Source organism: Stenotrophomonas sp. As-7, assembly GCF_030291015.1.
Lineage (GTDB): Bacteria > Pseudomonadota > Gammaproteobacteria > Xanthomonadales > Xanthomonadaceae > Stenotrophomonas > Stenotrophomonas lactitubi.
This window is the reverse complement of sequence record NZ_CP127405.1, coordinates 1,999,485-2,019,579: the sequence shown is the minus strand read 5'-3', so window position 1 is coordinate 2,019,579 and position 20,095 is coordinate 1,999,485. Positions and strand designations below refer to the sequence as shown.

The 20,095-nt window shown below is 65.5% G+C and carries 21 protein-coding genes; 10 read left to right on the top strand and 11 right to left on the bottom strand.

The genetic code is table 11. The features are described 5' to 3' along the window. Positions 1–8: 8 nt before the first annotated feature. Complete coding sequence (locus QP457_RS09465; protein ID WP_205405648.1) at positions 9–2,585, bottom strand: TonB-dependent receptor; 2,577 nt, start codon at positions 2,583–2,585, stop codon at positions 9–11. A gap of 340 nt (positions 2,586–2,925) precedes the next feature. Between QP457_RS09465 and ftrA the strand changes: the two genes are divergently transcribed. Both ftrA and QP457_RS09455 read left to right on the top strand, forming a co-directional pair. Further along, positions 2,926–3,927 (top strand): transcriptional regulator FtrA, encoded by a 1,002-nt coding sequence (gene ftrA / locus QP457_RS09460; protein ID WP_100552342.1) that lies wholly within the window; start codon positions 2,926–2,928, stop codon positions 3,925–3,927. 75 nt (positions 3,928–4,002) lie between these two features. After that, positions 4,003–5,244, top strand: a complete 1,242-nt coding sequence (locus QP457_RS09455) for a hypothetical protein (RefSeq protein WP_205405649.1) — start codon at positions 4,003–4,005, stop codon at positions 5,242–5,244. 24 nt (positions 5,245–5,268) lie between these two features. Here the strand turns inward: QP457_RS09455 and QP457_RS09450 are convergent, their stop codons facing one another. The 3 genes from QP457_RS09450 to QP457_RS09440 form a co-directional block, all read right to left on the bottom strand. Next, positions 5,269–5,769: a hypothetical protein gene (locus QP457_RS09450; protein WP_205405650.1), complete on the bottom strand. Its 501-nt coding sequence runs from the start codon at positions 5,767–5,769 to the stop codon at positions 5,269–5,271. Between the two features lie 90 nt (positions 5,770–5,859). Beyond that, on the bottom strand, positions 5,860–6,447 hold the full coding sequence (locus QP457_RS09445; RefSeq protein WP_205405651.1) for a TetR/AcrR family transcriptional regulator: 588 nt from the start codon (positions 6,445–6,447) through the stop codon (positions 5,860–5,862). Positions 6,448–6,567: 120 nt separating this feature from the next. Next, a complete protein-coding gene (locus QP457_RS09440) occupies positions 6,568–7,521 on the bottom strand; it encodes an AraC family transcriptional regulator (RefSeq protein WP_205405652.1) in 954 nt (317 codons plus the stop codon). Between the two features lie 101 nt (positions 7,522–7,622). On the opposite strand from QP457_RS09440, the gene QP457_RS09435 reads away from it, so the two are divergent. Beyond that, positions 7,623–8,462, top strand: coding sequence for an oxidoreductase (locus tag QP457_RS09435; RefSeq protein WP_205405653.1), 840 nt, complete (start codon positions 7,623–7,625; stop codon positions 8,460–8,462). 93 nt (positions 8,463–8,555) lie between these two features. Here the strand turns inward: QP457_RS09435 and QP457_RS09430 are convergent, their stop codons facing one another. Both QP457_RS09430 and QP457_RS09425 read right to left on the bottom strand, forming a co-directional pair. Further along, positions 8,556–10,325, bottom strand: coding sequence for an oleate hydratase (locus QP457_RS09430; RefSeq protein ID WP_205405654.1), 1,770 nt, complete (start codon positions 10,323–10,325; stop codon positions 8,556–8,558). A 118-nt stretch (positions 10,326–10,443) separates the two neighbouring features. Further along, a complete protein-coding gene (locus tag QP457_RS09425; protein ID WP_205405655.1) occupies positions 10,444–11,538 on the bottom strand; it encodes an NAD(P)/FAD-dependent oxidoreductase in 1,095 nt (364 codons plus the stop codon). A gap of 82 nt (positions 11,539–11,620) precedes the next feature. Between QP457_RS09425 and QP457_RS09420 the strand changes: the two genes are divergently transcribed. After that, positions 11,621–12,076, top strand: coding sequence for a MarR family winged helix-turn-helix transcriptional regulator (locus tag QP457_RS09420; protein WP_205405656.1), 456 nt, complete (start codon positions 11,621–11,623; stop codon positions 12,074–12,076). Positions 12,077–12,088: 12 nt separating this feature from the next. Here QP457_RS09420 and QP457_RS09415 read toward each other — a convergent pair whose 3' ends face one another. Then, positions 12,089–12,613: a GNAT family N-acetyltransferase gene (locus QP457_RS09415; RefSeq protein ID WP_205405657.1), complete on the bottom strand. Its 525-nt coding sequence runs from the start codon at positions 12,611–12,613 to the stop codon at positions 12,089–12,091. Between the two features lie 290 nt (positions 12,614–12,903). Between QP457_RS09415 and QP457_RS09410 the strand changes: the two genes are divergently transcribed. The 4 genes from QP457_RS09410 to QP457_RS09395 all read left to right on the top strand — a co-directional run bounded on the left by QP457_RS09410 (position 12,904) and on the right by QP457_RS09395 (position 14,755). Next, positions 12,904–13,359 (top strand): SRPBCC domain-containing protein, encoded by a 456-nt coding sequence (locus QP457_RS09410; protein WP_205405658.1) that lies wholly within the window; start codon positions 12,904–12,906, stop codon positions 13,357–13,359. Between the two features lie 8 nt (positions 13,360–13,367). Then, positions 13,368–13,682, top strand: coding sequence for a metalloregulator ArsR/SmtB family transcription factor (locus QP457_RS09405; RefSeq protein ID WP_100436164.1), 315 nt, complete (start codon positions 13,368–13,370; stop codon positions 13,680–13,682). Positions 13,683–13,684: 2 nt separating this feature from the next. Continuing rightward, positions 13,685–14,143 (top strand): SRPBCC family protein, encoded by a 459-nt coding sequence (locus QP457_RS09400; protein ID WP_205405659.1) that lies wholly within the window; start codon positions 13,685–13,687, stop codon positions 14,141–14,143. A gap of 171 nt (positions 14,144–14,314) precedes the next feature. Continuing rightward, entirely contained in the window at positions 14,315–14,755 is a 441-nt protein-coding gene (locus QP457_RS09395) for a chemotaxis protein CheW (protein ID WP_240196601.1), read from the top strand. A gap of 91 nt (positions 14,756–14,846) precedes the next feature. Here QP457_RS09395 and QP457_RS09390 read toward each other — a convergent pair whose 3' ends face one another. The 4 genes from QP457_RS09390 to QP457_RS09375 all read right to left on the bottom strand — a co-directional run bounded on the left by QP457_RS09390 (position 14,847) and on the right by QP457_RS09375 (position 17,955). Next, on the bottom strand, positions 14,847–15,629 hold the full coding sequence (locus QP457_RS09390) for a 3-hydroxybutyrate dehydrogenase (protein ID WP_205405660.1): 783 nt from the start codon (positions 15,627–15,629) through the stop codon (positions 14,847–14,849). An 87-nt stretch (positions 15,630–15,716) separates the two neighbouring features. Beyond that, positions 15,717–16,196, bottom strand: a complete 480-nt coding sequence (locus QP457_RS09385) for a hypothetical protein (RefSeq protein WP_286041515.1) — start codon at positions 16,194–16,196, stop codon at positions 15,717–15,719. 83 nt (positions 16,197–16,279) lie between these two features. Continuing rightward, positions 16,280–17,017 (bottom strand): hypothetical protein, encoded by a 738-nt coding sequence (locus QP457_RS09380; protein ID WP_205405693.1) that lies wholly within the window; start codon positions 17,015–17,017, stop codon positions 16,280–16,282. Between the two features lie 98 nt (positions 17,018–17,115). Then, entirely contained in the window at positions 17,116–17,955 is an 840-nt protein-coding gene (locus tag QP457_RS09375; RefSeq protein WP_205405661.1) for a type 1 glutamine amidotransferase domain-containing protein, read from the bottom strand. 96 nt (positions 17,956–18,051) lie between these two features. Here QP457_RS09375 and QP457_RS09370 point away from each other — a divergent pair, with 96 nt between their 5' ends. Then, a complete protein-coding gene (locus QP457_RS09370) occupies positions 18,052–18,975 on the top strand; it encodes a LysR family transcriptional regulator (RefSeq protein WP_205405662.1) in 924 nt (307 codons plus the stop codon). A 552-nt stretch (positions 18,976–19,527) separates the two neighbouring features. Continuing rightward, positions 19,528–19,884 (top strand): hypothetical protein, encoded by a 357-nt coding sequence (locus QP457_RS09365; RefSeq protein WP_205405663.1) that lies wholly within the window; start codon positions 19,528–19,530, stop codon positions 19,882–19,884. Positions 19,885–20,095 lie beyond the last annotated feature (211 nt).

Here is a 20,095-nt window from a genome sequence, read left to right as displayed (position 1 = left end):
CATGAACCTCAGAACCGGTAATTGACGCGCCCGTACCAGAACGTCCCGACGTTGCTCAGCACATCACCGCTGTCCCAGGTGGTCTCGATGCTGGCCACATCGGTGGCGCTGCGTGCGTACGCGGGCACCTTGCGGGTGCGCTTGTCGAACACGTTGTTGATGCCCAGCGCCGCGCTCCAGCCCTCGCCCAGCTCCACCCCACCGGACAGGTTGGTCACCAGCACCGGCGGCTGCTTGTACTCCACGCCGTTGTTCAGGCGCTTGATCGGGCCGTAGTAGGTGAAGTCCACGTTCGAGCGCCAGCGCCCGTTCTGCCAGCCCAGCCCCGCCACCTGCGTGTGCGACGGCGTGCGGAAGCGCAGTGCGTACTCGCTCGACTTGGTCAGCAGGTTGATGTTCGGCAGCCCCTGCAGCGCCTGCGGAATCGCGCTCACCTTCTGGATGGTGGTGCGGCCCACGTTGGCCGCGTAGGTCCAGCGCAGCTTGCCCCACTGTGTTTCCTGGTTCGCTTCCAGGGTCAGCTCCACACCGCGCGTGCGGGTGTCGCCCACGTTGGTGAAATAGCTGGCGTAGAACGCATCACCGGGCAGGATGCTGATGCCAGCCGTACCCAGCAGCGCATCAATCGTATTTTTCTGCGCGGCGGTCAGCACGGTGCCGCTGTTGTCGGTCACCCGCGCCGGGTCCTGCGCGTTGTAGCCGATCTGGCTGGACTGGCCGAGTTGGCCGCGAATGTCGATCTGGTACGCATCCACCGCCAGATGGAAGGCCGGGCTCGGGTCCCAGGTCACACCGATGCTGTAGTTGGTGGCTTTCTCCGGCTTCAGCGGCGTGGCGCCCAGCGCCACCGCTGCCGGCGAAGCGACCTGCGCCACCAGCGTGGTACCGCACGGGCAGCTGCCGGTAGCCTGGTAGAACTGCGCCCCCAGGCTCGGCGCGTGGAAGCCGTTGCTGACCGTGGCACGCACGCCCAGTGCATCGGTGAAGTCGAAGCGCGTGGTCAACCGACCGGTGGACACCGTGCCGAAGTCGGAATGGTCTTCCCAGCGCGCGGCCGCATCCAGGTACCAGCGCGAGGTGATGTTGGTCGCCGCACCTGCGTATACCGCCTTGCTGTTGCGGGTGGCCTTCACCGCATCGGCGGTCGAATAGCCCACGAACGCAGCGGCACCGAAGCCGGTGTAGGACTCCCACTGCCCTGCCCCGCGTTCGTACTGCTCGTGCTGGTACTCGGCACCCGCACTTACTTCCAGCGGCGATGCGAAGGCGGCTACCTCGAAGCCACGGCGCAGGTCGAGGTTGGCGATGCCCTGCTGGTAGTCCAGCTTGCCGTCGTAGAAGTCGGTGGGCGAGCCGGGATATGGCAGCGAATAGTTCACCGAATTGCGGGTGTAGGTACGCACCGTGTTGCGGTTGCCGGTCAGGCTGACGTCGTAGTCCCAGCCCGCAACCTGGCCCTTCACCCCGGCCGTGCCGGTGTACTGCTTCTCCTTGGTTTCCAGCACCGGCAGGAAGCCGTCGGGAAACACGTTCAGCACGCCCGGCGCCCGGTAGGTGGTGAAGATCGTCGCCGGCAGCCGGAAATTCTGGATCGCCTGCGCGGTACGGTCGCTGGCCGTCGCATTGGCGTAGAACTGCGCGTTCTCGCCCAGCCCATGGCCCACGTTCACCGCGAAGGCCTTCAACGCATACGACGGCGAGCTGAGGATGATGTTGGCCTCGGCATCGCGTCCGGCCTCGGCCGGGTTCGGCGACGCCCCGGCCGGCAGCCGGTTGTTCGGCCGCAGCGCCACCAGGTTGCCGTTGCCGTCCACCGCCGGATAGCTCAGGTAGCCGTCGATGTAGCGTCGCGTGCGGATTGCATGGTGCTGGCGCGTGCTCTCGCCGGACAGGTTGATGAAGCCATCCTCGCCCCAGGGCAGGCCGATGTTGGCGCGCACGCTGGTGCGGCTGCCGTCGCCATCGGTGCTCTGCCCGCTCTCCACCGACACATCGCCACCGTGCGCCTGCGATTTCAGGATCACGTTGATCACCCCGGTGATCGCGTCCGAACCGTAGATGGCCGATGCGCCATCACGCAGCACCTCTACGTGGTCGATGGCCGATACCGGAATCAGCGCCAGATCGGCCCAGGCGTGGCCCGGATAGCCACCGCCGTTGGCGCCACTGACGTACGCACTGGCGTTGCGGCGCTTGCCGTTCACCAGCACCAGCGTGTAACCCGGCGACAGGTTGCGCAGTTGGTAGCCGCGGATCAGGCTTTCCTGGTCGCTCTGGTAACCGCCGATCTGGCTGAGCGACGGCAGGCTGCGCTGCAGGGCTTCAAGCAGATTGGCCTGGCCGGTAGCCGCCAGGTCCTCGGCGGAAATCACGTCGATCGGCGTCGAGCTGTTCTTCACCGTGCGCGTACTGGTACGCGAGCCGGTCACCACCACCGCATCCAGCGTGGACGCGGCAAGGTTCGCAGAAGTGGCCGTGGTCGCCGACGGCGCATCGGCATCAGCCGCATACGCCGGGGCAGCGGCCAGGGCGGCCGCAATCAGAAGGGAGAGCGTGGACAGCGCAGGAATATGGGCAGCAGGCATGGGGGCTCGTGGGGGTGGGCCGGAGACACACCTCCATTCAAGGGCCCGCGCCCAACGCGCAACAGCGGATATCGCGTCATGTGACCGTCACATCGCGCCAGCCACATGACCGCTGGTAATGAGGTTAGGCGGCCGCGCCGGTGCACTACTGTCTGTAGAGCCGAGCCCACGCTCGGCTGCTCTTCGCGACCGCGACAGAATGCATCCCCCCCTTCCGGTATTGAGCCGAGCGTGGGCTCGGCTCTACAAGAAGGGAGCGATCGCTCCATATACCCCACTGGCATCACCTCATGCCCGCGCGCCACTCAGCGGCACGTGCCTGCATCGGTAGCATCAAGCCATGCCCACCCTGCCTGCCGAACCGAACGCGCCCACCGTCGCCATCGTGGCCTGCCACGGCCAGGGCCTGTTCGAATTCGGCTGCGCGGTCGGCCTGTTCGCACCCATCCGCCCCGAACTGGGCGTGGCCTGGTACCGCACCCAGCTCTGCGCTGGCGAGCCCGGTGCGCTGCGCATGCTCGGCAGCGCACAGGTACAGCTGCCCTACGATCTGAGTGCGGTCGACGACGCCGACATCATCGTCATTCCCGGCTGGCGCGAACCCAGCGAGCGCCCACCGCAGGCCCTGCTCGATGCCCTCACCCGCGCCCATGCGCGCGGCGCCCGCATCACCTCCATCTGCTCCGGCGCGTTCGTGCTCGCCTGGGCCGGCCTGCTCGATGGCCGCCAGGCCACCACCCACTGGCGGCTCACCGAAACACTGGCCCGCGAGTTCCCGCGCATCCACGTACGCGACGACGTGCTGTATGTGGACGCCGGCAGCATCATCACCTCGGCCGGGTCGGCCACCGGCATGGACATGATGCTGCACATGGTGCGCAAGGATTACGGTGCACGCGTGGCCAACCTCGTAGCGGAGCGGCTGGTGCTGGCGCCGTGGCGCGATGCCGAACGCAGCCAGCGCGTCAGCCGCGCGATCCCGCTGGGCGAGCCCACGCGGCTGGCGAAACTGATGGAATGGATGCGGCGCAATCTGCGCGAACCGCATTCGCTGGGCAGCCTCGCCGAACAGGCCGCGCTGAGCCAGCGCACCCTGCAGCGCCAGTTCCTCGAAGCCACCGGCCTGTCGCCCATCGACTGGCTCATCCGCGAGCGCGTGGCCTACGCGCGCGAACTGCTGGAAACCACCGACAGGCCACTGCAATGGGTGGCCGAACAGGCGGGCTTTGGTTCGCAGGAATCGTTCCGTCGGCACTTCCGCGGCATGGTCGACGCCAGCCCCATCGAATACCGCAACCAGCATCGCAGTGGCATCAGCGCCGACCGGCTGGTGGGCTGCTGACAGCCGCCCGGTCTTTCCACGCAGCCATCCGCCCGGCAAGATGCAGGCACGCCCCGGCCTGCCGATGGAACGGTGATGACTGCTACCCCGTACAGGAACTACCGCTTCGGTATCGGCGTTTCGCTGGTACTGGCCAGTTTCCTCGCAGCGCTCGGCCTGATCGCAGTCTGCACCCCGAATCCCGGCTGGGGCGTAGTGGCGTTGGTCACCCTCGCGCTGTGGGTTGGCGTGCCGCTGCTGCTGGTGCTCCTGCTGGCCTGGATCCGTTACATGGTGCGCGAGCGCGGACACGTGCCGGGCGGCGTGCATGCCCTGATGTTCCTGCCCACTGTCCTCGCCCTGCTCATCGTTCCGCTGGGGCACGCGCTGCACAGTACCGTGGACACCACCACCGGCGGCTCACGCGCAGCCATCGCAGAAACGCACATCAACCTCAGTGGCAATGCACTGTGGCTGGACACCTCACCCTATGCCTCCACCTACTCCGGTGCCGGGCCCGACCTGCCGATGCAAGGCGATAGTCCCGAGCGCTTCGTTGCCTTCCACCGCTACCCGAACGCACAGTCCGATGCAGACAGCGCCTTCCCCTACGACAACGCACGACTGAAACCAGGCATCAAGCACTACCATTACGGCGCCCCGCCCGGGGGCACCGGCACCCGCCTGCCACTGCATCGCCAGTCCTATCCGGATACCACAGCGCTCACCCCCGTGTGGGGCACATCGGGGGGGCCAGACATCGTCCACCTCTACTACCACTATACCGACCACGTCGAGGTTGCCCCCGCGCTGGCGCGTCTGGCCGGCGCTACCGAATACGAGCTCGAGCGCAGCCGCGTGGAAGGGCTGGTGCAGTTCAGGACGCACAACTACGGCGCCGCGCCGATCGTGCGCCTGGAAATCAACGGCGCGACGCTGGACATCGGCGACGACGCCATCTTGCCCATTGCTGCGCCCCCCGCTGCGTGCACGGCGTCCAACCACACCACCGGTGTCGCGCTGTTGAATCTCGAGCAGCCGTTGCGGGTTCGCTGGCAGACTGCCGCCGCACCGCAGGAATGGCACAGCGCGCGCGTGCAGGTTCCTGCATTCCGCCAGCCACAGCCATTGGACGGCCAATCCACCCTGCAGCGCGTGCTGCTTTACGTTCTGCCCGACGACACGCTGGCAGCAGAGCGCTACGTGGAAGTGCTCGCGGGCGATTCGCGGCGTGGCGTCAAAGCCACCGGCCTGCCTGCCGCCGCGGCGGCGTACGCGACCTGCGGCAGCGCCAACGCCACTTACGGCGAACACGCACCAGCACCGCTGGCAGACTGATCACCCGTACGGTCCCGCGCAGCGTCAGCCGCCTGCGCGTGTGTTGCGCGCATGTATCCGCCAGCACTGCGCCACGAAGCCGATCGCAAACACCGCCGCACACCCCAGCAGCGTCTGCAGGATCACCGGCGCCAGCGGCGCGGCCGCAATCGGATGCGCCACCGGCAGTCGCGTCAGCGTTTCATTCACGCCCGGCACCAGCGACAGCAGGAAGCTGAAAGACAGCGCGAATGCCGACAGATAGGGCGCCAACCGACCAAGGAACCGCAGCCGCGCCGCCAGCACGCCACCGAATGCAATCAGCAGGATCACCACACCAAACGCATGGCCCGGATTGAGGCCCCCGGTGCTGGAGACGGTGAACGACGTCACCACCGACAGCACCAATCCCAGCAGGTAGAGCTTGCCGGCGCGCGTAGCCGGATCAATAGCGCGATGGCGGATGAATCCGTAAACGCCGGCGACGATGGGAATCAGGCTGATCGCGGTGTGTACGACGCCCAAGGGAGAAAGCGGATGACTCATGGCAACCTCAGTTGGAGTTATGAACCTACTAGTAGGTAGATTCGATGGACAAAAAGAAGACCCGCTTCGCGCAGGCCTTCCGGGAATCACTCAGACCGCCGCGCTCACCCGGGCAATCGACAACCGTGCCAGCGCCGCGAACGTCGCTGCATCACCAAAACCGCGCGCCGCCAGCATCGCGCCATGCACCGACGCCATGAAGGCCTTGGCCTCTTCGGCAGGCGTGCCCTGCAGGCGCAGCTGGCCGCTGGCTACACCCTTCTCCAGCGTCACGGTCAGCCAGCTGGTCAGATCCTCGAAGTGCCCGCGCACTTCGTCGGCAACTTCCAGCGGAATCATCGGTATCTCGGCAGCCAGCATCGCGCAGATGCAGAACGACGCCGTGCCACCGGCAATGCAGGTCGACCAGTAGTCCACGTACGCATTGAGCTCCTGCAACGGGTCGCCCAGCTGCCGGTCCAGCAGCGCCAGGCCCTCGCGGGCTTCGGCGCGGTACAACTCCACGACCGTGCGCACCAAGTCGGCCTTGCTGGGGAAATGGTGGTGGATGCTGGCCTTGCTGATTTTCACCCGCGCGGACACATCGGCATAGCTGAAACCGTTGTAGCCACCGGCCTCCAGCAGCGAACGGGCCTGGGCCAGGATCTCGTGGGCCTTGGGGGAGAGTGTCTCTTTCATGGGTGCAAACCTACTAGTAGGTAGACATCCTGTCAACCGCCTCGTTCGCCGGGCATGGCCCGGCGCTACCTGACACGGGCTTCCCTGGTAGCGCCAGGCCATGCCCGGCGAATGCCGCAATCAATGCGAAGACACATACACCGCATCGGCCGGCGCCGGCGGCAACGCAAAACTTCGCCGCATGCGCGCCACCTCGGCCGCCGGCGGCAACCCGAACAAGCGCTTGAACTCCCGGTTGAACTGCGACGGGCTGGCGTACCCCACCGCCGACGATGCTGCCTCGGCCGTCATGCCCTGCCGCAACATCAGCAGCCGCGCCTGGTGCAGCCGCGTGGACTTCACGTACTGCATCGGCGAGGTGCCGGTAATGCTACGGAAGTGATCATGGAACGTGGCCACGCTCATCTCCGCCTGCGCCGCCAGCGCGTCAACATCCAGCGCCGTCGAATAGGCCGCATGGATATGCCGCAGCACCTTGCTGATGCGGCCGAAGCGCCCACGCATGGCCAGCGCCTCGCGCATCGCCCCGCCCTGTGCGCCGGTCAGCACCCTGAAATACAGCTCGCGCACCAGCGAGGCGCCCAGCACGTCTGCCTCCAACGGATCAGCCAGCGCTTCCAGCAAGCGCAGCACCGTGGCCTGCATCGCGCCCTGCATCGGGCTGGACATCATGCTCTGTGCCGGCACTTCAGTGCCGGCGGCGCGCTCGCCCAGTTCAATCAGCAGATCCGCCGCCAGTTGCAGGTCCAGATGCAGGTAGATCGCCAGCAGCGGCGCCTCCGCCGTGGCCTCGGTCTCCATCGTGAAGGGCACCGGCACCGACACCGCCAGGTAGTGCTGCGCGTCGTACTGGTAGACCTGCCCGCCCAGATAGCCGCGCTTCACGCCTTGGCAGACGATCACGATGCCCGGGTCGTACAGCACCGGCGTGCGCGCCAGTGGCCGGTTCGAGCGCAGCAGCCGCACACCGGGCACTGCCGTCAGCGTGTAGCCCTCGTCCACGGCCAGCGCCTGCAACAGGCCGACCATGCGCGCCTGTGCGGGATGCTGCAGCGGATCATCGGTCAATTGCATCGGGTGCCCCATAGGAATAGGCAAGAACGACCGAAGCTTAGGCCTGGGCCGCCCCGCGCTCAACCACTAACGTGCAAGACCCCAGCCACGAGCCCTCAGCCATGACCGTATCCCGCCTCCTCCTCGTCACCGGCGTCAGCAGCGGCTTCGGTCGCGCCCTGGCCCAGCAGGCCCTGCTGGCCGGCCATCGTGTGGTCGGCACCGTGCGCAGCGAAACCGCCCGTCAGGATTTCGAAGCCCTCGCGCCGGGTCACGCCTTCGGCCGCCTGCTGGACGTCACCGACGCCGCCGCCATCGATGCATTGGTGGCCAGCGTCGAAGCCGACATCGGCGCCATCGACGTGCTGGTCAACAACGCCGGCTACGGCCACGAAGGCATCCTCGAAGAATCCACGCTGGACGAACTGCGCCATCAGTTCGAAGTGAATGTGTTCGGTCCTGCCGCGCTGATCAAGGCCGTGCTGCCGCACATGCGCGCGCGCCGTCGCGGCCACATCCTCAACATCACCTCCATGGGCGGCTTCATCACCCTGCCCGGCATCGCCTGGTACTGCGGCAGCAAGTTCGCGCTGGAAGGCATCAGCGAAGTGCTGGGCAAGGAAGTCGCGCCGTTCGGCATCCACGTGACCGCTATCGCGCCGGGTTCGTTCCGCACCGATTGGGCCGGTCGTTCGATGGTGCGGGCCTCGCGCAGCATCGGCGACTACGACGCGCTGTTCAACCCGATCCGCCGCGCACGCGAGGAAAAGAGCGGCCATCAGCTGGGCGACCCGATCAAGGCCGCGCAGGCCATGCTGCAGGTGATCGACACCCCCAACCCACCCACGCACCTGCTGTTGGGCAGCGATGCCCTGCAACTGGTACGCGGCAAGCTGGCTGCGATGGCAGAGCGCATCGATACCTGGGAAAGTCTCAGCCGTTCCACCGACGGCGGTGTGTAAGTGCAGGCGGTAGCGCCGGGCCATGCCCGGCGAGCGAAGCGGTGCCGAAAGAAGCCGCCGGGCATGGCCCGGCGCTACCTACACCGCGCTCGCTCAGTCGTCCTGCACCAGCTTGAACTCACGCAGCAGCCCGCCGATCTGGGTCTTGTCCAGCTTGTTCATCAGCAGGTTGCGCAGGAACGCCGGTCCCGGAATGTCCAGTTCCTTGCCATCGCGCAGGCGGCCGGTCGCCGCCAGCAGCGTGCGCACGTCGTAGGTGGAATTGAACACCTCCGGCACGCCGCGCTCGATGCCCAGCAGCGTATACACCGCTTCCATCGGCGTGCGCACCGAATACTCGGTGGTGAAGATGCAATCGCGCTGCTTCGATTCGGCAAACTGGCCGATGAAGGCAAAGTTCACCGCGCCCTCCGGCACCACGTCCGGGCGGTCACCGGCCTGGCGCGGCATGAAGAACGCGGTGATGTACGGCATCATCACCGGCACCGTCTTCGCACCGGTCGCCGCCAGCTCGTCGATCTCCTCCACCGGCACGCCCAGGTGATACAGCCACTCGCGGGTGATCTCCTCGCCCGTGCAGTCCTGCATCGGCTTGTTCACGTAATCGCCCGGCGTATCCACGAACAGCGAATACACCCACACCACGATCTGGTCCTTCGGCTGGTTCTTGAAATGCGGCTGGCGGTTCACCGTCCAGCTCATCAGCCAGCGTGAATCGCGCACGCTCACGATGCCGCCGGTCACCACCCTGCCACTGAACGGATCGCGCTTGGCAATCTTCTCGATGTACGCCGGAATGCGCGCGTCCAATGTGGTCACCGTCGCCGATTCCCACTTGGTTTCCGCTATATGCGCGCCGAACACATCCGGGCGTCCGAACGCCGCATCCTTGGCCGCGATGCGCCGCCACAGGTCCCACGCCGGTGCCGGGCCTTCATTCAAGCGCGCAGCAGTGTGGTGGTCGCCGTTGTCGGAATTCTCGGTGAGCGAGCCGATCGTCATGAACAGCAGATCGTCCGCGCCCAGATCGACGCCGCCGGCCTGGCCATCCCGCGTCCAGTGGATGAGCGTGGCCTGCTTGCGCCCTTCCTGCAGCGCGAAGTCCACATCGGTCACCTCGGTGCCGTACTGGAACCGCACACCGCGCTTCTGCAGCCACTTCACCAGCGGCAGCACCAGCGATTCGTACTGGTTGTACTTGGTGAACTTCAGCGCAGAGAAATCCGGCAGCCCGCCGATATGGTGGATGAAGCGATGCAGGTAGAGCTTCATCTCCAGCGCCGAGTGCCATTCCTCGAACGCGAACATCGTGCGCCAGTACAACCAGAAATTGCTGTCGAGGAAATCGCGGCCCAGCACTTCGTTGATGCGCTTGTTTTCCATCTCCTGCCGGGTAGCCAGGAACAGCGCGATGATGTCCTTCTGCGCCTGCTCGCTCAGGGTGAAAAGACCATCGGTATGCGCGTCCTCGCCCCGATTGATCGTGGCACGCTGCAGCGAATAGTTCGGGTCGTCCTTGTTCAGCCAGTAGAACTCGTCCAGCACACTGGCATCGTCGATCTCCAGCGACGGAATCGAGCGGAACAGATCCCACAGGCACTCGAAATGGTCTTCCATCTCGCGGCCGCCGCGGATCACGAAACCCTTCTCCGGCACCTTCAGGCCATCCAGCGCGCCGCCGGCAATCTGCTGCTGCTCCAGGATGGTGATGCGCTCGCCGGGCATGCGCCCATCGCGCACCAGGAACGCCGCACCGGCCAGCGAAGCCAGGCCCGAGCCGACGAACCAGGCCGTCTTGTTGTCCACGCCCGCCGGCTTGCGCGGGCGTGCGAAGGCCTCGTAGTTGCCACTGCTGTAGTACATGGGCGTCTCCTTCCTGGATGGGTATGCCCACTCTAGCGCTGAACCGATGTACCGCATCCTGCAGAGAGGCTGCGACGCAGTGACGCAGGTGCTTCCTGTCCCCGCGTTGCAAGCGGGCTCAACCGCTGTCAGCCGTCGCTTCTATAGTGAACCAGCGCTGGAACCCGTCGATGGCGTCCGGCATCAGCGCACTGGCGCGCTCGCAGACCACCGCTTCGGCCTGGCGGATGGCACTCACTGCATCCGGCTGCGTGCACAGGGCCATCGCCACATCCGAGGCATCCAGCATCGCCAGGTTCACGCCCACGCCCACCGGCGGCATCAGATGGGCAGCATCGCCGAGCAGCGTCACGCCCTTGCGCGGTGCCCAACGGAAATCCGCCGGCAGGCTGTAGATCGGCCGTCGCACGAAGTCGGTGCACGCGTCCAGCAGCCTTCGCAGGTTCGGGGCCCAACCCGTATAGCTGCCTGTCACCAGCGCGCGCATGCCTTGCTGCGCGATCTGCGCATCAAGCCAATCAGAAGGCCGCTTCAGCGCCGCATACACGCAGAACCGATCACCGCTGTTGCGCTGCACGAACAGCGCCTCCTCGCCGCCAAAGCAGAACAGGCTGCCCTGCCCCACCATGGCCGCGATATCCGCCGCAGGCTGTGCGATCCAGCCTTCGAAGAAGGTAATACCGGTCGGCAACGGCTGGCAGGCACTCAGCGCTGCGCGCACTTTCGACCACGCACCATCGGCACCGATCACGATGTCCGCCTCGGCCTGCACACCATTGGCGAAGCGCAGGCTGTGTTGGCCTGCCTGTGCAAGCACCAGCTCGGTCAGGCAATGGCCCCACTGCACCGTATCGGCCGGCAGCGCATCCAGCAGCAGTTGGCGCAGGTCGCCGCGGTCGATCTCCGGCTTGTCCATGCTTCCCTCCGGCCCGAATCCGCCGGCGACAATCTCTCCGGTCCACGGATCGCCCGTCCGCTGTTCCTGTCCCTCGTGGCGTGCCACCGCGCGGAACGCCTCCAGCAGACCGGCGCGCTGCAGCGCCACCTGGCCGGAATCCTCGTGCAGATCCAGCGTGCCGCCCTGGGTGCGCTGCTGCCCCGACGACTCGCCCTCGTACACGCACACGCGGTGGCCGCCGCGATGCAGGATGAGGGCGGCGGTCAGGCCGGCAGGGCCTCCGCCGATGATGGCGATACGTGGAGGGTGCGGCATGAGGCAGCCCATGGAGTGGTTGACATATCAACCGTAGAATGTTATGGTTGACACGTCAACCGTACACAGGCAACGTGAACTCATGACCGCACCCACCATCACCCCCGACGAGTGGGCCGCCTGGCGCGGCTTCCGGCGCATGGCCGAGATCACCTCCGGCCGCATCGTCCACGACATCACCCGCAGCACCGGGCTCTCCAGTGCCGACTTCGTCGTGCTGATGGAACTGAGCAAGGCCAAGGACCGTTGTCGCCGCCAGCGCGAACTGCTGGACTACCTGGAATGGGACAAGACGCGGCTCTCGCACCAGCTCACCCGCATGGCCGGCCGTGGGCTGATCGAGCGCGACACCGACAGCGACAACGTCGTGGTGATCCGCATGACCGCAGAAGGCCGCACCCAGCTTGGCGCAGCACGGCCGGTCCATGTCACCAGCGTGCGCCGGAATTTCCTCGACCACCTCTCAGCCGATGACCTGGCCGCGCTGCAGCAGATCACCGACAAACTGCATGCGGCGCTGCAGGACGCAGAGAACTGAGACGCCGTCAGTTCACAGACGACGACCCAACACCTGTCCCGGCCAGCCATCCACGTTGAAGGTCGACAGCCGTTCGTAACCGCACGATTCGTAGAAGCGCACCAGCTCGCCATTGCCACCGCCATAGCAATCCACGCGCAAGTAATCCAATCCCGCCGCGCATGCCTGCTCGTCGGCGAACGCCATCAGGCGACGGCCGATACCACGCACCCGCGCATCGCGTGAAGCAATCAGCACGCGCACGTACAGCTCGGGTTCGGTCGCCGCAGGCACATACGGTATGGCCTCGCCCAACGCCAGGAACGCACGCACCTCGCCCTGCGCGGTTTCCGCCACCCACGCACCGGGCAGTGCGCAGGCATCGGTCACCTGGGTGATACGGCGCGGAATGGACGACCACGGCTCGGTACCCCACTGCTGCGGATTGCCGATGGCCACGAACCACGCAATCACCTCATCGAACAAGCCCAGCACCGCAGGCGCATCGGCCACGCTGGCGCGACGGATCGTCAGCGCCTCTTTTCCTGCATCACTCACGCGTAGTGCTCCTTTCATTCAACAAACCCGAACGACTGCAATCGCCCAGCTCCGCCCAGAATGCCGCCGCGCAGCCGCCATCACCACGGCCAAAAGTCCATTGCGCGCCGCCAACCGGTAGTGCCGGCCGCTGGCCGGCAGCTGCAATCACCCACTCCACCCTGGTTGCCGGCCAGCGGCCGGCACTACCACGGGCAAGGCTCCACGGCGGCGGAGTTGACATGCAGGCATTTACCTGCCTATTGTGATCCCACGGACGGCACCCCGCCGCCCACCGTGGAGCCGCAGTCATGGTGGATATCGCGCACAGAGTCGGCATCAACGCCGCATCGGCCCAGGTTTACCAGGCCCTGGCCAGCCCCGAAGGCATCGCCGCCTGGTGGGCCGAAGACACCACCGGCGACCGCCATCCCGGCGGCACCGTCACCGCGCGCTTCACCGCCAAAGGCCAGGAAATCGGCGCGATGCAGATGAAGCTGCTGCAGTTGCAGCCAAACGAGCTGGTGCTGTGGGAATTCATCGACGGCCCGCCGGAATGGATCGGCACCACCGCGCGTTTCGCCCTGCACCAGGACGGCGACTACTGCATCGTGCTGTTCACTCACGAAGGCTGGAAAGAACGCGTGGAATTCATGCACCACTGCAGCACCAAATGGGCCATCTTCCTGATGAGCCTGAAATCCCTGCTGGAAACCGGGCGCGGCCAGCCCAGCCCGCACGACATCAAGATCGACAACTGGAACTGAAGGCCCCCATGGATGCAGACAAGGTGTTCAAGGCACTGGCCGACCCCACGCGCCGCACCCTGCTGGACCTGCTGTGCGAGCGCAACGGGCAGACGCTCGGGCAGCTCTGCGAGCACCTGCAGATGGCCCGGCAATCGGTCACCCAGCACCTGGGCCTGCTGGAAGACGCCAACCTGATCAGTACCGTCAGGCGTGGCCGCGAGAAGCTGCACTTCATCAACCCGGTGCCGCTGCACGACGTCTATACGCGCTGGGTAAGCAAGTTCGAGCAGCAGCGCCTGAGCCTGCTGCATGACCTCAAACAGGAACTGGAAGGAGAATAACGATGAGCGCTGAATCCACCCGTTTCATCCACGTGATCTATATCGCCTCCACACCGCAGAAGGTGTTCGAGGCCATCACCCGGCCGGAGATTGCCCGCACCTACTGGGGCCACGAAAACGTCTCGGACTGGAAACCCGGCTCGCGCTGGCAGCATGTGCGCGCCAACGACGAACGCAAGGTCGAGCTGATTGGCGAAGTGGTGGAAAACACCCCACCCTCGCGGCTGGTGATCACCTGGGCGGCCGCTTCACAGGCAGACAACCCGAAGGCCTACAGCCGGGTGACGTTCGAGATCGTGCCGTATGAGGACATGGTCAAGCTGACGGTGACCCATGACGAGCTGGAACCGGGCAGCGGCATGGATACCGGCATCCGCCAGGGCTGGCCGATCGTGTTGTCGAGCCTGAAGTCGCTGCTGGAAACTGGCAAAGGCCTGGACGTCTTCGCCAAACCCCAGTAGCGCCAGCCCATGGCTGGCGATCCCCCGGCCCAAGCCAACCCGTGAAGGCGCCTTGATTCTGCTGAACGACGCATGCAACGCGTATTGGCCGCTCACCCGTCAAGCACGCGTTACATCACGTCAACACGGCATCATTGCGACGCAGTCTAAATACCCTTCCACAGGTTCCTCTTGCAGCCCTCTTCCCCTTCGGCCGGTGAACCGGCCCCGTCGTCGCCTGCCTTCATTGAAGTTGTTGTTGTGCGGGCCGGTACCCACCTGTTTGCCATCGATGTCGACGCCGCGATTGAAATCCGCGGGCCGGAAACCTTTGATCGCCCCGGCAGTGGCACGAGTCCGCACCTCACCGTGCGCGGCAACGCCCTGCCGGTGGTCGACCTGCGCCAGGCCATTGGTTTGTCCGCGTTCGCCCACGGCTGCCCGGCCATGCTGCTGATGCAGGCGGGCGCGGAAACGCTCGCTCTGGCCGTCGATGAGGTACGGGAAATCGAAAGCGTGCCGCGCCACAAGGTGCGGCCCGCCACAGCTATCCCGTTCGGGTTCTGCAGCCATCACGTCACGCTGGGCGCGCTCGGCGAGATTCCCCTGATCGATCCAACGCGGCTTCGGTAACGCCGAACCACCGCGCCAACCTCCCGACAACACCGGACCCCACACCGATCTCCCGGTAGCGCCGGGCCATGCCCGGCGGGCAGCCGGCCAGCTAGCGCGCCGTCCAGCCGCCATCCACCGGAAGCGCCGTGCCCGTAATCTGCGCCGCAGCATCCGAGGCCAGAAACACCACCATCTCCCCCAGCTGCTCGGGTGTCACGAAGTGCAACGAGGGCTGTTTCTCGGCCAGCAGCGCGCGAGCCGCGGACTCCTGATCCGTGCCGTCCTTCTCGGCCAATGCCGTGATCTGCTGCTCGACCAGCGCCGTTCGCACCCAACCCGGGCAAATCGCGTTGGCGGTGATGCCCGTGCCCGCGTTCTCCAGCGCGGTCACCTTGGTGAACCCCACCACGCCATGCTTGGCCGCCACATAGGCAGACTTGTTCACCGACCCAACCAGCCCATGCACCGACGCGATGTTGATGATGCGACCGGATCCCTGCTGTTTCATGTAAGGCAAGGCCGCCGCCGTTGAGTGGAAGACCGCCGAGAGATTCAGCGCGAGGATCGCATCCCACTTCGCTACGGGAAACTCCTCGATCGACGCGGTGTGCTGGATGCCCGCATTGTTCACCAGGATGTCGATGCGCCCCATCTTCGCAACGGCGTTGGCGATCATATCCCGCACCGCATCGCCACGCGAAAGGTCGGCACCATCATGCGCCACCCGTATACCAAACTCGGTTTCCAGGCTGGAACGGATGCGTTCGATCTCCGCCGCATCGCCAAATCCATTCAACATGATGTCGGCGCCCTGTCGCGCCAGTGCGGTGGCAATGCCAAGACCGATACCGCTGGTGGAGCCGGTAACTACCGCGACTTTTCCATTGAACATGGGCGAGCTTCCATGAGGGCGTAGGTGGCCAGTGTAGCCTCACGGGCCCGCCCCCTTGAATGGCGCTACCCATGTCGCGGACCACGGTTAGAAGAGGACGCCCGCTCGCTCAACGGTCGCCAGGGGATTGGCTCTCCGCACCGCCTCCAGGAAAAGCAGAAAATCGCGGTTGAACAGCGTCAGGTTGTTGGTGAACGTTACGCTCTTTCTGCCCGCTGCTTTGCTGAAGCACACCTGCCAGACATAGCGCCCGTAGATCCTGTCAGACGTCCGTGTGACTGAGGTGATCTGCGACAGTGGAACAACCGTGGGCACCGGACCCCTTCGCAGGTAAAAGGACTCTGTATCAAAGAAATAGTGCTCCCGATCCTCTTTCCCATCCACCATCACCAAGGTCATGGACGTACCAGAAATCCGGCGAGGGGAATTCAATCGCAGCCCTGATCCCAACGCAGAACGGGCTCTCAGTGACGCTCGCCGATGGATCAGCCAGATGGTCAGCAGCGGAAGTGCCGCAAGGACAGCGAAGGCCAGGATTTTCAACACAGCTTCCAGTGTGCTTGCCACACAGATCTCCACGATTAACGTTCAGGCACCGGCGACTCCAGTAGATCCACGCCACTCGTGGATGCTCTGGCTTCAACACCCCATCACTTCCAATGATCCGGCCCCAAAAACGGCAGGCTCAACACAAACACCGGAACGGCCACAGGCACCAACGCCGCGCCCAGCACCTTCCCGGCCGTCGTCCCCACACCCGGCTTGTCCGTATCCTCCGGCCGAATCCGCTCAGCCCGCGCGGTAATCGGCTGCGCCAGCTTCGCCTTCGCCGTCAGCGCCGCAGCGTCCGGCAACTTCACCCGCTCGCCATCACTCTCGAACAGCGCGCTGTAATAGCTGCCGCCCTGCCTGGAAAGATTGCAGTCCGGGTTGGCCGCCAGTTCGTAGCGGGTGCGGGCTTCAAGGATGTACGGCCGGCGCGTCAACCCATCGATGGCCTTGGCCACCCGCGGGCTGATCTCCAACCGTTCCAGCTTGAACCGCGCCGCCTGTTCCGGCGTCACCTGCTCCGGCCGCAGCAGCAGCGCGTAGCTGCCATGCACCTTGCTCCTGTCGGCCGGCACGCGCCAGTCCTCACGGAAATACAGCTGCGCACAGACCACGGCCTCGCGCAGCGGGCTGTCCATCAGCGCACGGTAATCACGGAACGGCGCCGCGTCGAAGCGCATCGGCTCGTCATAGACCGGTAACAGGTACAGCTTGCCGTCGTCGGCCACGAACGCGCCGGTGATCTCGCGATTGGAATGGTGGTAGTCCGGCCCACTGGCGCAGCCAGACAGCAGGGTCAGGCACAGGATGGAGAGAGTGAAGAGGATGGACGTTCGCATGTCGTGTTGAATGGCTTCCCTGGAAAACCGGCCTCGCCCAAAGGGACGAGGCCAGTCCACCATGGTGCCATGACGCAGCAGGCGATGAAAAAACCGACTTACTTCAACCGCTCCACCAACCGCTGCCCCACCTCCAGCGCCGACGCCGGGTTCTGCCCGGTAATCAGCTCACGGTCCACCACCACATGCCCCGTCCACGGCGTGGCATTGCTGCTGAACCTCGCCCCCGCCCGCTGCAGCGCCGTCTGCGGGTAGAACTTCATCTCACCGCCGCCCAGCAGCGGCTTGGCCTGCTCTTCTTCCTGGTTGCTGATCACCGTCATCTGGTAGCCGCTGTAGATCCACTTCGGCGTAGCCGGCGTCGCCCCAGCTTCCAGCTTTGCCACGAATCCCGCGGCATCCGGCAGCGTGGACAGCAGCGCGATCGGCCCGTGGCAGACCAGCGCGGTGGTCTTGTTGCGCTGGTGGAAGTCAGCCAGCAGCCGGCCCAGCGCCGGGCTCTTCAGCAGGTCCTGCATGGGCGCGTGGCCACCGGGAATGTAGACCGCATCGAAACGCGCGTAGCCCTGCTGCTCGACGCGCGCCAGGCTGACCACCGGCGAGGCCGTCGGCGAGGTCAGCGCCAGCTTCTCCAGCAGGTCCTTGTGCAGCGTCAGCTGCGCAGCATCGTTGCCGAAGTACGCCGGCGTCACCGAGGACGCATCCACCGTCGGCGCCCGCCCCTGCGGTGTGGCGAAGGTCACCTCGTGGCCGGCGTCCAGCAGCAGCTTGACCGGCTGCATCAGCTCGTTGAGATAGAAGCCAGTGGACAGCACCTTGCCGTCCTTCAGGTCCAGGTGGTTTTCGTCGGACAGCACCACCAGCACGTTGGCGGCATGCGCGCCGGTGGCGGCCAGGGTCAGGGCCAGCGCGGCGGCCAGCCGGGTCATCAGGTTCATGGGGAGCTCCTATCGGGGAATGGTCGCTACTTTATTCATCGCCCCAGCGGCGATAAATTGACCCCATCGCAAAACATCTGTTCCCCGGAGAGCCAAATGAGCCGCAAGTTCGACTACCTGGGCGATGTGGAGGTGTTCCTGGCGGTGGTCGAGCACGGCTCGTTCACCGCCGGCGCGGTGGCACTGTCCACGACGCCCTCGGTGCTGAGCCGCGCGGTCACCCGGCTGGAAGCGCGGCTGGGCCGGCAGCTGCTGCAGCGAACCACCCGCCGCGTGGGCCTGACCGACGCCGGGCGGCTCTATCTGGAACAGGTGCGCACCGCCTTCGGCCTGCTGGACGACGCCGAGCGCGACGTACTGGCCCAGGACGGTGCGCTGGCCGGCCGCGTGCGCCTGAGCGTGCCCACCACCTATGGCCACTACCGGCTGCCGCCCGTGCTGGCGCGCTTTGCGCAGCAGTACCCGCAGGTGCAGGTGGAACTGAACATCACCAACCGCAACGTGGACCTGGTGGCCGAAGGCTTCGATCTGGCCATCCGCCTGGGCCAGCTGCCGGACAGCGGGCTGGTGGGGCGGAAGCTTGAGGATGCGCCGCTGTTGCTGGTGGCCGCGCCGGACTATCTGCAGCGCCGGGGTACGCCGCAGACGCTGGACGACCTGCAGCAGCACCTGTGCCTGCCGTTTGTGATGCCGCGTACTGGGCGATTGGCGCCGTGGATCTTCCGCGACGGCGGGCGAGACGTGGACTGGCTGCCGCGCTCGTCCATCGAGACCTCCGACGATGTGCTGGGCGTGGTCTCGCTGGCCGAACAGGGCATCGGCATCTGCCAGAGCTATGCGTTCATCGTGCGCGAGCGGATGCGGCGCGGGCAGTTGGTGGAAGTGCTGCCGCAGCTGCGGGGAAGATCGCGGCCGTTTTCGGTGATCTATGCACCGCATCGGCGGCAGTCTGCGGCGGCACGAGCGATGATTGAGTTGCTGGTGGGGAATGCGGCGGTCGTCGAGGACGGCGTTGGTTGAGGCTGCGATGCTCGTTGGTGTGTCGTATTTGAACCGCTTTTCGGGATGTACGACTGATCGGGTGCCGTTGTCTGCCGAGGCTGACTAAGAACTGTTGTAAAGAAGGCCGTCGCGCTATGCACTTGCGGCATGGGCCATTACGCCACTTTGATTCGTAATCCGCAGGGCATCTGCGCGAATGCGTCTTGTGGCGTCGCGTGTTGCACGAATGCTGCGTGCAACAATGGATCTTCGCTCTCGAATCACGCGATTTCTTCGCGAATTTCGATTTGCATTCGAAGCGGCGGCGTAAACACCATGACGCGCCACCGACAACGGGTGGCCGGGTCTGCAAACCCGCATTGATGTACGCGTCTGTAGTTTGCGCTTGCCCGCCGGCACCGTCCTTAACCGGTGCCGGCGGGCAATCCGTCGGCCTTTCTGGCGGGCGGTGCGTGGGGATCTTCGGATCCACCGGTTCTATGACGCTACATCATCCCGGTTTGCAGCCACGCATCGTCCGCCACCCTCTTCGCGGTGGCGCTGTTAAGCACAGCCAAGGAAACCGACGTCATGAGCGAATCCGACACCTTCTCCTCGTACACCGTTGTTGAGCCCATCAACGACGACGCTTCCCTGCCCGACCTGAACTACCTGCTTGGCATCCTCAAGCGCATGCGCGGCTGCGAGGGGGCTGATGGGCATCCTTGGCCAGAAACCGATGTGTCACCCGGTCGACGTGTGAGCCTGGCCAGGAGCGAGCGCGCGATGGTGGGGGCGCTGACGGTGCTGGAGCTGCTGCATGCGGCGGACCGCTGCCGGGTGGCAGCGGACCCGGAGCGGCATTTGGATGAGGGGGTGGTTGATGGGTTGTTTCTGGCTTGCCGAGGGTTGGTTGAGTGGGCGTGCCACGAGGTTAGGCCGGAGTGACTGCGCTCACATTTGGCAAGGTCAACGCCATTCGTTGCATCAACTTCCGTTTCCGTCAGAAGCGGACTTCCAGGAAGGATCTCTTGCCGTCGCCGAATGCCAGTTGCATGCATCCTCAACGCGTGCCGTCACTTTCTCCCAGGCCTCCGACCAGCGGCGGGCGCTACCTACGGAGTTGATCAGAGCATCCCTAGGTCAGGCGGTATGAGAC

Coding starts and splice junctions, on each gene's coding strand:
- QP457_RS09425 (WP_205405655.1), bottom strand. CDS start 11,538: ATGCCGCACCCTCCACGTATCGCCATCATCGGCGGAGGCCCTGCCGGC.
- QP457_RS09465 (WP_205405648.1), bottom strand. CDS start 2,585: ATGCCTGCTGCCCATATTCCTGCGCTGTCCACGCTCTCCCTTCTGATT.
- QP457_RS09380 (WP_205405693.1), bottom strand. CDS start 17,017: ATGCGAACGTCCATCCTCTTCACTCTCTCCATCCTGTGCCTGACCCTG.
- QP457_RS09370 (WP_205405662.1), top strand. CDS start 18,052: ATGAGCCGCAAGTTCGACTACCTGGGCGATGTGGAGGTGTTCCTGGCG.
- QP457_RS09365 (WP_205405663.1), top strand. CDS start 19,528: ATGAGCGAATCCGACACCTTCTCCTCGTACACCGTTGTTGAGCCCATC.
- QP457_RS09375 (WP_205405661.1), bottom strand. CDS start 17,955: ATGAACCTGATGACCCGGCTGGCCGCCGCGCTGGCCCTGACCCTGGCC.
- QP457_RS09435 (WP_205405653.1), top strand. CDS start 7,623: ATGACCGTATCCCGCCTCCTCCTCGTCACCGGCGTCAGCAGCGGCTTC.
- QP457_RS09400 (WP_205405659.1), top strand. CDS start 13,685: ATGAGCGCTGAATCCACCCGTTTCATCCACGTGATCTATATCGCCTCC.
- QP457_RS09420 (WP_205405656.1), top strand. CDS start 11,621: ATGACCGCACCCACCATCACCCCCGACGAGTGGGCCGCCTGGCGCGGC.
- ftrA (WP_100552342.1), top strand. CDS start 2,926: ATGCCCACCCTGCCTGCCGAACCGAACGCGCCCACCGTCGCCATCGTG.
- QP457_RS09410 (WP_205405658.1), top strand. CDS start 12,904: ATGGTGGATATCGCGCACAGAGTCGGCATCAACGCCGCATCGGCCCAG.
- QP457_RS09440 (WP_205405652.1), bottom strand. CDS start 7,521: ATGCAATTGACCGATGATCCGCTGCAGCATCCCGCACAGGCGCGCATG.
- QP457_RS09390 (WP_205405660.1), bottom strand. CDS start 15,629: ATGTTCAATGGAAAAGTCGCGGTAGTTACCGGCTCCACCAGCGGTATC.
- QP457_RS09445 (WP_205405651.1), bottom strand. CDS start 6,447: ATGAAAGAGACACTCTCCCCCAAGGCCCACGAGATCCTGGCCCAGGCC.
- QP457_RS09450 (WP_205405650.1), bottom strand. CDS start 5,769: ATGAGTCATCCGCTTTCTCCCTTGGGCGTCGTACACACCGCGATCAGC.
- QP457_RS09430 (WP_205405654.1), bottom strand. CDS start 10,325: ATGTACTACAGCAGTGGCAACTACGAGGCCTTCGCACGCCCGCGCAAG.
- QP457_RS09405 (WP_100436164.1), top strand. CDS start 13,368: ATGGATGCAGACAAGGTGTTCAAGGCACTGGCCGACCCCACGCGCCGC.
- QP457_RS09455 (WP_205405649.1), top strand. CDS start 4,003: ATGACTGCTACCCCGTACAGGAACTACCGCTTCGGTATCGGCGTTTCG.